At 34.1% G+C, this 15574-nt stretch carries 7 protein-coding genes; all 7 read left to right on the top strand.

Going from position 1 to position 15574, the window contains the following annotated elements; all coding sequences use genetic code 11:
• Positions 1–5 precede the first annotated feature (5 nt).
• The 7 genes from IEV77_RS01125 to sov all read left to right on the top strand — a co-directional run bounded on the left by IEV77_RS01125 (position 6) and on the right by sov (position 15536).
• Entirely contained in the window at positions 6–1799 is a 1794-nt protein-coding gene (locus IEV77_RS01125; RefSeq protein ID WP_188461030.1) for a cytochrome c oxidase subunit I, read from the top strand.
• A gap of 226 nt (positions 1800–2025) precedes the next feature.
• Positions 2026–3048: a Holliday junction branch migration DNA helicase RuvB gene (gene ruvB, locus IEV77_RS01120; RefSeq protein WP_188461028.1), complete on the top strand. Its 1023-nt coding sequence runs from the start codon at positions 2026–2028 to the stop codon at positions 3046–3048.
• Positions 3048–4391, top strand: a complete 1344-nt coding sequence (locus IEV77_RS01115; RefSeq protein WP_188461026.1) for a cytochrome P450 — start codon at positions 3048–3050, stop codon at positions 4389–4391. Before ruvB ends, IEV77_RS01115 begins: the two co-directional genes overlap by 1 nt.
• A complete protein-coding gene (queG, locus tag IEV77_RS01110) occupies positions 4388–5314 on the top strand; it encodes a tRNA epoxyqueuosine(34) reductase QueG (protein ID WP_188461024.1) in 927 nt (308 codons plus the stop codon). Before IEV77_RS01115 ends, queG begins: the two co-directional genes overlap by 4 nt.
• Positions 5315–5385: 71 nt before the next feature.
• Entirely contained in the window at positions 5386–7689 is a 2304-nt protein-coding gene (locus IEV77_RS01105) for an NADP-dependent malic enzyme (RefSeq protein WP_188461022.1), read from the top strand.
• A gap of 57 nt (positions 7690–7746) precedes the next feature.
• Positions 7747–8328, top strand: a complete 582-nt coding sequence (gene ruvA / locus IEV77_RS01100) for a Holliday junction branch migration protein RuvA (protein ID WP_188461020.1) — start codon at positions 7747–7749, stop codon at positions 8326–8328.
• A 5-nt stretch (positions 8329–8333) separates the two neighbouring features.
• Complete coding sequence (sov, locus tag IEV77_RS01095) at positions 8334–15536, top strand: T9SS outer membrane translocon Sov/SprA (protein ID WP_188461017.1); 7203 nt, start codon at positions 8334–8336, stop codon at positions 15534–15536.
• Positions 15537–15574 lie beyond the last annotated feature (38 nt).

The following is a 15574-nucleotide window of genomic DNA, read 5'->3' as shown; positions in this document are numbered from 1 at the left end:
AGATTATGTCAACACACGCAGATACTCACGCACACGAAGACGATCACGGACATCATCATAAGGAAACTTTCGTGACTAAATACATCTTTAGTCAGGATCATAAAATGATATCCAAACAATACCTGATTACAGGTACGATTATGGGTGTTATTGGAGTTCTTATGTCCATCATGTTTCGTATGCAAATTGCATGGCCAGAAGAACCAAATGTATTATTTGAAGCTTTACTAGGTAAATGGGCACCAGGTGGTGTTATGGATGCTGATATTTATTTAGCATTAGTAACTATTCACGGTACCATTATGGTATTCTTTGTGTTAACAGCTGGTTTAAGTGGTACTTTTAGTAACCTTTTAATTCCATTGCAAATTGGTGCACGAGATATGGCATCAGGATTTCTAAATATGGTTTCATATTGGTTATTCTTCTTATCTAGTGTTATTATGCTAATGTCTCTATTTGTAGAAGCTGGACCAGCTGCTGCCGGTTGGACTATTTATCCTCCTTTATCTGCCTTACCAATGGCTCAAGGTGGTTCTGGAATGGGTATGACTTTATGGTTAGTATCTATGGCAATCTTTATTGCTTCATCTTTATTAGGTTCATTAAACTATATTGTAACAGTAATAAACTTAAGAACAAAAGGAATGTCTATGACTAGACTTCCTCTTACTATCTGGGCATTTTTTGTAACTGCAATTATTGGTGTTGTTTCTTTCCCGGTATTATTCTCTGCTGCTTTATTGTTAATCATGGATAGAAGTTTTGGTACATCCTTCTTCTTATCGGATATCTTTATTCAAGGTGAAGTATTACATTACCAAGGTGGTTCTCCAGTTTTATTTGAACACTTATTCTGGTTCTTAGGACATCCGGAGGTATATATTGTAATCTTACCAGCCATGGGAATGGTTTCAGAAATTATGGCATCAAACTCACGTAAACCTATTTTCGGTTACCGTGCAATGATTGCTTCTATATTAGCTATTGCATTCTTATCAACCATCGTTTGGGGTCACCACATGTTTATCTCTGGTATGAATCCATTCTTAGGTTCTGTATTTACATTTACAACCTTATTAATTGCAATACCTTCAGCTGTAAAAGCCTTTAACTGGATAACGACCATCTGGAAGGGGAATATACAAATGAATACCGCCATGCTTTTCTCAATAGGTTTCGTTTCTACTTTTATTACAGGTGGATTAACTGGAATTATTTTAGGAGATTCTGCATTAGATATTAACGTTCACGATACTTATTTTGTAATTGCTCACTTCCACTTAGTAATGGGTATTTCTGCTCTTTACGGGATGTTTGCTGGGGTTTACCATTGGTATCCAAGAATGTTTGGTAGAATGATGAATAAAAACTTAGGTTACATTCACTTCTGGGTTACAGCTATCTGTGCTTACGGTGTGTTCTTCCCAATGCATTTTATTGGAATGGCAGGTTTACCAAGACGTTATTATACAAACTCTAATTTCCCATTATTTGACGATTTAGCGAATGTTAACGTTGTAATAACGGTGTTTGCTATCATTGGAGGGGTATTCCAACTAGTATTCTTATATAATTTCTTTGGAAGTATGTTCTTCGGAAAAAAGGCGCCTCAAAACCCTTGGAGATCTACAACTTTAGAATGGACTGCTCCTGTGAAACATATTCACGGAAACTGGCCAGGTGAAATTCCTCATGTATACCGTTGGGCTTACGATTATAGTAAACCAGGACATGATGTCGATTTCGTACCACAAAACGTTCCTTTAAAAGAAGGTGAAGAAGAACTTCAACATTAAACTAATTCCTGCGAAGATGGGAATCTCACAATAGATTAGAAAAGACCTTTGAAATGCTTAAAATTTCAAAGGTCTTTTTTGTTATTGCCTTTTAAAAACGGGTTTCAACAAAAGAGATTACATATTATTCAAAAGCCTTTCCAATTCGGAAAGGCTTTTTCTTTATATTTGCTTATAATGATTTTTCAATAATAAATTTAGATTCTCACTTTCGTGGGATGTGCACATGAACGACAACCTAGATCCTACAGGAGACAGTTTTACGCCAGAAGAACTGGATGTAGAAAAGAAATTGAGACCTTTATCATTCGATGATTTTACAGGTCAGGATCAAGTATTGGAGAATCTTCAAATCTTTGTTCAAGCGGCAAATTTACGTGAGGAAGCATTAGATCACACCTTATTTCATGGACCTCCCGGATTAGGGAAAACGACCTTAGCCCATATTCTAGCAAGCGAGTTGGGTGTAGGTATTAAAGTAACTTCTGGCCCTGTTTTAGATAAGCCAGGAGATTTAGCTGGACTGCTTACAAATCTAGATGAAAGAGATGTTTTATTTATTGACGAAATACATAGATTAAGTCCCATTGTAGAAGAGTATTTATACTCGGCAATGGAGGATTACAAAATTGATATCATGATTGAGTCTGGCCCAAACGCCAGAACCGTTCAACTTAACCTGAATCCTTTTACATTAGTTGGAGCAACAACACGCTCTGGTCTATTAACAGCTCCAATGAGAGCCCGTTTTGGAATACAAAGTAGGTTACAATATTATAATACCGAATTACTGACTACTATTGTGCAACGTAGTTCAGAAATATTAAAAGTTCCAATTTCTATGGAAGCGGCTATTGAGATTGCTGGTAGAAGTCGTGGTACTCCTAGAATTGCAAATGCCTTGTTACGTCGTGTACGCGATTTTGCTCAAATTAAAGGAAATGGTAATATTGATATTAAAATTGCCAAATTTGCTTTAGAAGCACTTCATGTGGATGCTCATGGCTTAGACGAAATGGATAACAAAATTCTAACAACCCTGATTGATAAATTTAAAGGCGGACCTGTCGGAATTACAACTATAGCAACTGCTGTAAGTGAAAGTGCCGAAACCATTGAAGAAGTTTACGAGCCTTTTTTAATCCAACAAGGATTTATTATGCGAACCCCGCGTGGGAGAGAAGTAACCGAATTAGCCTATAAACATCTAGGGAAAATAAAAGGACCAACGCAAGGAGGATTGTTTTAATGACCCAAATTAAGAAAATACCAGAAGTTTCTACATTTACCTTTTTAAGGCAAGCCATAAAAATATTGAATAACCCGTTGCCTTTTCATCATGAAAATTTTGAAAAGCATGGTGATACTTTTAAACTTAATATTGGGTTAGGTAATTATGCCATTTTTTCACGAGACGCTGAATTGGCAGAATACGTTCTTCAGAAAAATTGGAAAAACTATAAAAAATCTGAAATCCAAACCGTACAACTCGCAAAATACTTAGGAAAAGGTTTACTAACTTCTGAAGGTGATTATTGGCGAACTCAGCGAAAATTAATTCAACCTGCTTTTCATAAAAAAAATTTAGATAAGTTATTAGCAACGGTCAAAGAGACTATTGTGGAAGAAATTCTGAAAATTCAAACCGAGACTCATATTAATGTATTACCTGTTTTTGGTGATCTGGCCTTTAAGGTTGTTGTGAAATCTCTTTTCAGTAATGCGGCAACAAATAATGAAATAAAGGTTCTTCAGGAAGTAACAGAAGAAAATCAACTTATGTTGGTAAAAGAATTAAGACAACCCTATTTAAAATGGTATTTTAAGTCTTTCGGAATAATTAAAAAGCACCTTTCAAGATCTCAAGAATCAAGAGATATTCTTCTCAATATTATTAACAGAAGAAAACATTCCAAAGAACAACATAACGATCTACTGGATATGCTTATAAACGCTAAGTACGATGATGGTTCTGTTATGAACAACGAACAACTTATTGATGAAATTTTAGTCTTATTTGTTGCAGGACATGAAACCACTGCCAATTCTTTAAGTTTTACATTGCAGTTTTTGGCACATCATCCAGAATGGCAGCAAAAAATTCGGAAGCAATATCAAGACGTTATAGCAGATAGTCATTCAGATCTTATGTTGGTTATCATGCAATCTCAATACGCAAAACAAGTTATTGAAGAGTCATTACGATTATATCCACCAGCTTATTTTATGGATCGAGTAAATATAGAAGATGATACTTTCAAAGATTTTCATTTTAAAAAAGGGAGCAGTTTTTTATTTTCAATATTTGAAATTCATAGGCATAAAAAACTTTGGAAAAACCCTGAAGAATTTAATCCTGACCGATTTTCCCCTGAAAAAGCAAAAGCGTATTCCTCACACTATTTTCCATTTGGAGCAGGACCAAGAAAGTGTATTGGTAATAATTTTGCGATGTTTGAAATGGTACTTGCAGTATCTGAAATGGTAACAAAATTTAATATTCATCCAGTTAATGAAACAATAGATATCCAACCACTAATTACTTTAAGGCCTAAAAATGCTATATTAAAATTTGAAACGCGTGTTTCGTGATTGAAAATAAATCTAAATACAGTCAACTTATTAAAGGCGAAGCTAAACGCCTCGGGTTTTTATCATGTGGTATCAGTAAAGCAGGGTTTTTAGAAGCAGAAGCACCAAGACTTGAAAAGTGGCTAAAAAATAATAGCCATGGTGAAATGCAATACATGGAAAATCATTTTGATAAACGTTTAGACCCAACAAAGTTAGTTGAAGGTTCCAGAAGTGTTATTTCATTATTGCTAAATTATTACCCTGAAGAAACTCAAAAAGAAAATACGTTTAAGCTGTCTAAATATGCTTACGGAACGGATTATCATTTTATTATTAAGGATAAATTAAAATCTCTTTTGCATTTTATTCAGGATGAAATAGGAGAGGTTGAAGGACGAGCTTTTGTAGATTCAGCTCCAGTTTTGGATAAAGCATGGGCTGCAAAATCTGGTTTAGGTTGGATTGGGAAACATTCTAATTTATTAACTCAACAAGTTGGATCTTTTTATTTTATTGCCGAATTGATTATCGATTTAGAATTGGAATATGATGGTATTACTTCAGACCATTGTGGCACTTGCACTAAATGCATCGATGCCTGCCCAACAAATGCCATTACAGAACCTTATGTGGTAGATGGGAGTAAATGTATTTCTTATTTTACAATCGAGTTAAAAGAAAATATTCCAACAGATTATAAAGGACAGTTTGAAGATTGGATGTTTGGTTGCGATATCTGTCAGGATGTATGTCCGTGGAACAAGTTTTCAAAACCTCATAACGAACCTTTATTTAATCCACATCCTGAATTGTTGGCAATGACCAAAAAAGATTGGGAAGAGATTACTGAAGACACATTTAAAAAAGTGTTTCAAAAATCGGCTGTGAAACGCACTAAATTTGCAGGTTTAACACGGAATATCAAATTCATAAAAGATTAGGCTTTAAGTTTCAGGATTGTTACATTTGTTAGTTCAGAATTATTTGAATAAAGCTTTAATTTATAGCAAATATGAGTAAACAAAGTAAACGCCGAGAAGCCTTAGTATATCATGCAAAACCAACACCAGGAAAGATTCAGGTGGTACCAACTAAAAAATATGCAACCCAAAGAGATTTATCTTTAGCCTATTCTCCGGGCGTTGCAGAACCCTGTCTGGAAATAGCAAAAGATGTCAATAATGTCTATAAATATACTGCCAAAGGAAACTTAGTTGCCGTTATTTCTAATGGAACTGCAGTTTTAGGACTAGGAAATATTGGACCTGAAGCTTCAAAACCAGTAATGGAAGGAAAAGGTTTACTTTTTAAAATTTTTGCAGACATCGATGTTTTCGATATTGAAGTTGGAACAGAAAATATTGAAGAGTTTATTCAAACTGTAAAAATGATAGCCCCAACTTTTGGTGGAATCAATTTAGAAGATATTAAGGCTCCCGAAGCCTTCGAAATAGAAAGAAGACTTAAAGAAGAGTTGGATATTCCAGTCATGCACGACGACCAACATGGAACAGCTATTATTTCGTCTGCGGCCTTGTTGAATGCTTTAGAGCTTACAAAAAAGAAAATAGACCAAGTACAAATTGTTATTAGTGGAGCAGGAGCCGCAGCTATTTCTTGCACCAGATTATATCAGGCCTTTGGCGCCAAGCGTGAAAACATTGTAATGTTGGATAGCAAGGGAGTAATTAGACAAGATAGGGACGATTTAACATCAGAAAAAGCAGAATTTGCTACACATAGACTTATTGATACTTTAGATGAAGCCATGTTAAATGCCGATGTATTTATCGGGCTTTCAAAAGCAAATATAGTTTCTCCAGATATGCTGTTGTCTATGGCAAAAGACCCAATAGTTTTTGCTTTAGCTAATCCAGATCCAGAAATAGATTACCAACTTGCTATTGATACACGAAAAGATATTATAATGGCAACTGGACGTTCTGATAATCCGAACCAAGTTAATAATGTTCTTGGGTTTCCTTTTATTTTTAGAGGGGCTTTAGATGTTCGTGCTACTAAAATTAACGAGGCCATGAAAATGGCAGCCGTAAAATCTCTAGCTAATTTAGCAAAAGAAGCTGTTCCAGAACAAGTAAATATCGCTTATGGCGAAACTCGTTTAACCTTTGGAAAAGAATATATTATTCCAAAACCTTTCGATCCTAGATTAATTGCAGAAGTACCTCCTGCAGTGGCCAAAGCGGCAATGGAAAGTGGCGTTGCAAAAGAGCCTATTGAAAACTGGGACAAATATAAAGAAGAGCTTTTAGAGCGTTTAGGTTCAGATAATAAGCTTGTTAGATTGCTGCTTAATAGAGCTAAAATTAATCCGAAACGAGTGGTGTTTGCTGAAGCAGATCATTTAGATGTGCTAAAAGCAGCCCAGATTGTTCATGATGAGGGAATAGCAATTCCTATCCTTTTAGGAAGACGTGATGTTATAGAGAAACTAAAAGAAGAGTTGGAATTCGATGCTGATGTGGAAATTATTGATCCAAAATCAGACGAAGAAGAAGAACGCAAAAATATCTATGCTAAAACATATTGGAAGCAGCGTAAAAGACGAGGTGTTACCTTATATTCTGCTCAAAATATTATGAGAGAACGTAATTATTTTGCAGCTATGATGGTAAATGAAGGAGATGCAGATGCCATGATTTCTGGTTTCTCAAGATCTTATCCTTTAGTAGTAAAACCTGTTTTAGAGCTTATTGGTTTGGCGCCAGACTCTACTAGAATTGCTACAACTAATGTTATGATGACCCAACGTGGCCCGATGTTTTTAAGCGATACAGCTATTAATATCAATCCTACTGCCGAAGATTTGACTAAAATTGCACAAATGACTGCAGGAGTGGTAAAAATGTTTGGAATGGAACCTGTAATGGCCATGATATCCTATTCTAATTTTGGTTCTTCAAAAAATAAAACAGCTACTAAAGTTAGAGAAGCTGTTAGTTATTTACATAAAAGACATCCTAATTTGTTGGTAGATGGAGAGCTTCAAGCAGATTTTGCGTTAAATAAAGAAATGCTTCAAGACATCTTTCCATTTTCTAAATTGGCAGGAAAAAAGGTAAATACCTTAATTTTTCCCAACTTAGAATCAGCAAATATTACTTATAAACTGTTGAAGGAGTTGTACAAAGCAGATTCTATTGGCCCTATAATGATGGGTTTAAGGAAACCAGTGCACATACTTCAATTAGATGCAAGTGTTGATGAAATTGTAAATATGACTGCTATTGCTGTAATAGACGCACAACAAAAAGAAAAAAAAGAACTTGATAATAAAGTTGCAATAGAAAAGTAAACAGCTTTATAATGTGAATTATTTTATTACATTTGAGAGTTTATTAAAGTTTTGTTAATGATTACACATATTCAAGGGAAACTAGTTGAGAAAAATCCAACAGATGTTGTTATAGATTGCAATGGCGTAGGCTATATGTTAAATATTTCATTGCATACCTTTTCTCAAATTCCCGATCAAGAAAATATCAAACTATTTACTCATCTTCAAGTAAAGGAAGATTCGCACACCTTATTTGGTTTTTCTTCCTTAGCAGAAAGAGAGATTTTTAGATTATTAATTTCAGTAAGTGGTGTTGGCGCAAGTATAGCCCGAACCATGTTGTCATCATTAACACCAAAACAAGTTAGAGAAGGAATTGCCATTGGAGATGTAGCTTTAATACAATCCATAAAAGGCATTGGAGCAAAGACAGCTCAACGAGTAATTTTGGATTTAAAAGATAAAATTTTGAAAGTCTATGATATTGACGAACTTTCAACTCAGAAAAGCAATACAAATAAAGATGAAGCGTTATCTGCTTTAGAAGTTCTTGGATTCAATAAAAAACAATCAGAACGTGTTATAGATAAAATAATTTCTATTGAACCAGATGCAAGTGTAGAAGTAATTATAAAACAGGCTTTAAAAAATTTATAAAAGATTTGAGTACAACCACCCATAATTATTTAAAAACCAACAAACAGTATTTGCTATTAAGCGTTTTTTTGCTTCTTAGCCTTTATTCATTTTCACAGGTAACTCCAACACCTCAAGATTCTACAAGTACAGGATTTTCATTAGGAAATTTAAACATGCCTAATCCATCTAGTATTGAATCTTTTTATACCTACGATCCATTAACCGATAGATACATCTATACCCAATCCGTTGGAAGATTCAATATTAATTATCCAATAATATTATCGCCAGAAGAATATAGGGAACTAGTTTTACAAGAAAATTTAAAAGCATACTACAAACAAAAAATAGATGCTTTCGATGGTAAAAAAGAAGGTGCCGAAGAAGAACAGAAAAATTTATTGCCAGAATTTTATGTAAGATCTGGATTGTTCGAATCAATTTTTGGAGGAAATACCATTAACGTTATTCCTCAAGGTTCGGTAGAAATAGATTTGGGTGTTTTATTTACTAAACAAGATAATCCTACCTTTTCTCCTCAAAACAGAAGTAGTTTTACTTTTGATTTCGATCAGCGTATTAGTTTAAGTTTATTAGGAAAAGTAGGAACTAAATTGCAAGTTACCGCTAATTATGATACGGAGTCTACTTTCGATTTTCAGAACTTAATAAAATTGGAGTACACACCAACTGAAGACGATATTATTCAAAAAATAGAAGTTGGTAATGTTAGTATGCCTTTAAATAGTGCCTTAATTACAGGAGCACAAAGTTTGTTTGGAGTTAAAACGCAATTGCAGTTTGGTAAAACAACTGTAACAGGTGTTTTCTCTGAACAAAAATCAGATACTAAAACAGTGGTTGCACAAGGTGGAGGAACCATTGAAGAATTCGATTTCTTCGCAAGAGACTACGACGAGAATAGACACTATTTCTTAGCACATTACTTTAGAGATAATTTCGACTACGCACTTTCTAATTATCCGTTTATAAATACCAACGTTCAAATTACCAGAGTGGAAGTATGGATAACCAATAGGAATAATAACACAGAAAACGTTAGAAACATTGTGGCTTTACAGGATTTAGGAGAATCTAACCCAGACCCAAATGCTAATAACATGTTATTGCAACCAATTCCTCCAGGATTTATCAATGTAGGTCCAAATGCGTTTCCTAATAATGCAAATAACGATTATAACCCAACAGCAATAGGTTCAGGTTCTGTGCTAACGCAACAAATTAGAGATATTGCAACCGTGCAACAAGGTTTTGGGTCACTGGCTAGTTCCGTGAATGAAGGTTCCGATTACGCCAAATTGGAAAATGCGAAAAAACTACTAGAGGGTCAAGAATATACCTTGGATTCTCAATTGGGATATATCTCCTTAAATCAGAGATTAAATAACGATGAAATCTTAGCAGTTGCTTTCCAATTTACGGTTGGCGGACAAGTGTATCAAGTAGGAGAATTTGCTAACGATGGACTAGACGCTCAAGATGTTAATACAAATCCAGGTGGTATTACAACAGTTACTAACAATAACTTAGTTTTAAAATTATTAAAAAGTCCTATTACAAATGTTAATCAGCCTATTTGGGACTTAATGATGAAGAATATTTATAATACGGGAGCCTACCAATTAAGTCAGGAAGATTTTAAATTAAATATCTTTTATAATGAGGCCTCGCTTTTAAACTATATTTCACCGGTTGATGGAACCTCTTTTGGAGTGGATATTAATGGAGTTCCTGTAACACCAAGTACACCACAAGAGGATTTAATTCAAAATACAACCTTATTGCAATTATTTAATTTAGATAGATTAAATTTTAATGGGGATTTACAGGCAAATGGAGATGGGTTTTTCGATTATGTTCCTGGAATAACAGTTATTCCTCAAAACGGAAAGATAATCTTTAATAAAGCGGAACCTTTTGGAGAGTATTTATTCGATAAATTATCAGTAGGTGCAGGAGAAGATTATAACAACGACGTAACCTATAACGACAACCAGTCAAAGTATGTTTATGACATACTTTACAAAGAAACCAAAACCGCGGCTTTACAAGTTCCGGAAAAGAACAAGTTTAAAATGCAAGGGCGTTATAAGTCTTCTGGTGGAGATGGAATTCCAATTGGTGCCTTTAATGTCCCTAGAGGTTCTGTGAAAGTTACTGCTGGAGGAAGATTGTTGGTAGAAGGAATAGATTATACCGTAAATTACCAACAAGGAACCGTCCAAATACTTGATGAAGCTTTAAAAGCTTCAAACACACCTATTCAAGTTTCAACTGAAAACAATGCAGTTTTTGGACAACAAACAAAACGTTTTACAGGAATAAATGTCGATCATCAATTCAACGAAAATTTTGTTCTTGGAGCCACATGGTTGCATTTAAACGAAAGACCGATAACTCAAAAGGCTAATTACGGCCAAGAACCAATCAATAACCATATTTTTGGAATTAATGGTAACTACTCTACAGAAGTGCCATTTTTTACTAGATTGGTAAACAAGTTACCAAATATAGATACAGATGTACCTTCCAATCTTGCTGTAAGGGGAGAATTTGCTTATTTAACTCCGGGATCACCAAAAGGAACAGAATTTGGAGGAGAATCAACATCATATATAGATGATTTTGAAGGTTCGCAAAATGCTATCGATTTAAAATCGCCTCAATCCTGGTTTATGTCAAGTCGTCCGAATGGTATAAATGCCAACGACGATAATGTAAATGGAATTCAAAATGGTTACAACAGAGCCTTACTGAACTGGTATACTATAGATCCAATTTTTTATGGAAATCAAAGCCCAAGTGATATTACAGTAGAGGATATATCTGGTCTTTACGACAGCCGTGTATTTATAGAGGAATTATTTCCTAATCAAGATATTTCGCAAGGACAAACAACAGTTATTAATACATTAGATTTAGCATATTACCCTGCAGAAAGAGGATCTTATAATTTCCAATCCTCCAATGTGGATGGAAATACGTTATTAACGCCACAACAAAGTTGGGCGGGAATTACAAGAGCATTAACATCAACAGATTTTGAGCAATCGAATGTAGAATATATCGAATTTTGGTTACAAGATCCATATCAAGACAATGCTTCAAATCCAGGAGGGAAATTAGTTTTTAACCTTGGAAATATTTCTGAAGATATCTTAAAGGATGGTAGAAAAGTTTACGAAAACGGATTGCCATCAGATGGAAATGTTGTTGGTGTTTTACCAACATCTCCTTCCTGGGAAACTGTTTACCCTCAAAACCAATCTTTAATTTATGCCTTCGACACAACTGGACAAGAGCGAACTAATCAAGATGTAGGTTATGATGGATATGACGATGTAGATGAAGCTCAAATATTTTCAGATTATGCTTCATTACCCGATCCAGCAAACGATAATTACGCTTATTTCTTAAACGCAGAAGGAAATATTTTTGATCGTTATAAAAAATATAATAACGTTCAAGGAAATTCTCCGGATGAGTTTTCAGATACAAATCGTGGTTCTACAACGCTACCAGACGTTGAAGATTTGAATCGTGATAATACAATGAATACCATTGATAGTTATTACGAATACGAATTGGATTTAACTCCTTCAACCTTAAACTTAAACAACCCATTCATTGTAGATATTAAAAATGATGAAGTAAGAGTTTTGCCTAACGGTCAAACAGTAACGCCAAGATGGATACAATTTAGAATTCCAATTAGCGGATATACGGGAGCTATTGGAGGGATTTCAGATTTCAGATCCATTCGTTTTACACGTATGTTTTTGAAAGAATTTTCAGAAGAAACAGTTTTCCGTTTTGGAACTTTAGACCTTGTAAGAAGCGATTGGAGAAAATACACACTTTCTTTAGATGCAGATGGAGGAGATCCTGCTTTAGACGACACAGAATTTAGTGTTGGAGTTATTGGAACTATAGAAAATGATGGAAAATATATTTCACCTCCTGGAGTAGAGCCAGAAGAATTTTATAATAATAATACAGTAATACGGGAAAACGAGCAATCCCTGGTTTTAGATGTATGCGATTTGGAGTCAGAAGATGGTAGAGCCGTTTATAAAAACATTAATATAGACATGCGTCAGTATAAACGTTTAAACATGTTTATACATCTTGAAGAAGACGAAATACCTGGATTACAAGACGAAGATTTTATTGGTTTTATTAGAATGGGTAACGATTTAACTCAAAACTACTACCAGATAGAAGTGCCTTTAAAAGTCAGCGATGGAGATACTAGAGAATTATTATGGCCAACTGAAAACAATATAGATTTACCTTTAGAATTACTGCAGCAAATTAAATCGGAAAGCATCAGTGATGGTACCATTAGTAGTACAACACCAACGTTTTATGATGTTATTAATGATGGTTTAAGTGATAATCCTGTAGCAGAATTTTCACCTTATACCTTGGGACAGCAACGTATTGGAATTATAGGAAATCCGAATTTTGGAGATATTAGAGTTTTAATGATTGGTGTTAAAAACGCAGCATCTACAGATAAGTGCGGAGAATTATGGGTTGATGAGCTTCGTTTGTCTGATATGGATAACGAAGGCGGTTGGGCAACCATTTTAACCATAGACACCAACTTTGCCGATTTTGCAAGCGTAAGTGCAACTGGAAGAAAAAGTACCACTGGTTTTGGTTCCATAGAACAAGAGCCAAACCAAAGAAGTAGAGAAGATGTTGAGCAGTACGATGTAGTAACAAATGTAAATGTTGGACAATTATTACCACCTAAATGGGGAATTCAACTCCCTTTTAATTATGGTCAAGGTGAAGAATTGATTACTCCACAATACGATCAATACTATAAGGATTTAACTTTAGAATCTAGAATTGATGCGGCAGAAACAGATGATGAAAAAAATACTATTAAAGAACAGTCTGAAACTTATACCAATAGAAAGAGTATTAATTTTATAGGTGTTAGAAAAGTAAAGACAAACGAAGAAAAGCCTAGATTTTACGATGTAGAAAACTTAACGTTTAATTATTCTTATAATAAAATAAAGTTCAGGGATTTTGAAATTGAAAATTCAATTGATCAAACAGTTAGAACGGGTGTAAATTATGCTTACAATTTCGCACCTTTTACCATTGAACCATTTAAAAAGAACGATTCGTTATTTACAGGAGATTACTGGAAATTATTAAAGGATTTTAATTTTAATCCGTTGCCTTCAGTTTTTACCATAAATACAAATATTAATCGTCAGTACAATCAACAAAAATTTAGAGAAATAGAATTAGCAGGCGATAATATTGGCTTAGAAGAATTTTATAGAAGAAATTACACCTTCGATTATGGTTATACCATTAATTATAACTTAACCAAATCACTCCAATTTAACCTATCGGCTTCAAACAATAATATCGTACAAAATTATTTCAAGGATAATATTGCTGGAGACGTACCAGATCCAAATTTAAATGTTTGGAATGGCTTTTTTGATTTAGGAGATCCAAACATGCAATTCCAACAACTTGCTGTTAACTATGATATTCCTATAGATAAAATCCCTGCATTGAGTTTTGTTGATGCTACCTATACTTATAGTGGCGATTTCCAATGGCAAAAAGGGTCAAGTTTGTTTGAAGATATAGAAATTGATGGACAGAATTACAATTTAGGGAATACAGTTTCTAATGCCAACAGGCATAATATTAACACAACCCTAAACATGAATAAGCTCTATAACTATATAGGACTTAAAAAGAAAACAGTTAGAAGAACAGCCGCTCCAGCATCTAGACCAGGTACCCCTCCGGATTCGAATAAGGATACCGATCAAAAACCAGTGAAATCCAATAAAGGTGGACAAAAATTAACCAACGTTGGAATAGATATTATAACTAGTGTAAAAAGAATACAAATAAATTATTCAGAAACCAACGGAACATATTTGCCGGGTTACTTAAGATCTCCAGGTTTTATTGGAACATTAAAACCAACGGTTGGTTTTACTTTTGGAAGCCAAAAAGATGTGAGATATTTAGCAGCTAAAAATGGTTGGTTAACAGTATATCAAGATTTTAACGACCAATACACTGCTGTTAAAACGCAACAATTGGATTACTCCGTTAACATTGAGCCTATAAAAGACTTAAAAATTGATTTAGTTGCAAATAGAACCTATGCTGAAAATTATACTGAGAACTATAGAGTAAACGATTATGGCGATGGTCTAGAATACGAATCTTTGACCCCAAATTCTTTTGGAAACTATAGTATTTCTACCATTTTGTTTAAAACAGCTTTCAGTAAAAGTGATGTTGCTCAATCGGAAACCTTCGATAATTTTAGATCAAACAGGCTTATAGTAGCAAACAGATTGGCAGAAGATCATTATGGAAGTGCAACCTTTCCATTAGATGTAGAAGGATATCCAGTGGGTTATGGAAAAAATAATCAAGCCGTTCTATTACCATCCTTTTTATCAGCTTATACTGGAGAGAAATCAGAAGGAATTTCGTTGTCTGCCATAAAGGAATTTCCAATTCCAAACTGGGATATTAAATACACTGGTTTAATGAACGTGAAATGGTTTAAAAAACGTTTTAAAAGATTCTCTATAATTCATGGGTATCGCGCTTCTTATACTATTAATCAATTCCGAACAAATCTAGATTACGATCCGTTAGATCCAGACGCTTTAAACCAAGGAGGAAATTTTAAAAACGAAACACTTTATAGTAATATCAACTTAACAGAAATGTTTAGTCCTTTAGTACGTATTGATATGGAAATGAAAAATTCTGTAAAGATTCTTGCAGAAATTAGAAAGGATAGATTGCTTTCCTTAAGTTTCGATAATAACTTAATGACAGAGATTCATGGAAATGAGTATATTGTTGGTTTAGGTTATAGAATTAAGGACGTAAGTATAAAATCCAAATTGGCTGGACCTTCCAAGCGAATTGTTAGTGATTTAAACATGAAAGCAGATCTTTCGCTTAGAAGAAATGAAACCATAATAAGGTATCTAGACGTTATAAACAATCAAATAACTTCCGGCCAAACCGTTTGGTCCGGAAAACTAACAGCAGATTATTCATTTAGTAGAAACTTAACAGGAATTTTCTATTTCGATTATATGTTTTCAGAATACGCTATTTCAACGGCTTACCCACAAACTACCGTACGTGGAGGTATTACTTTGAGATATAATTTCGGGAATTAATAAAATCTATTTGATATTCTAATTTGAATAAATACATT

This window comes from Xanthomarina arctica (assembly GCF_014638915.1).
GTDB lineage: Bacteria > Bacteroidota > Bacteroidia > Flavobacteriales > Flavobacteriaceae > Xanthomarina > Xanthomarina arctica.
This window is presented reverse-complemented; position numbering and strand designations above follow the sequence as displayed.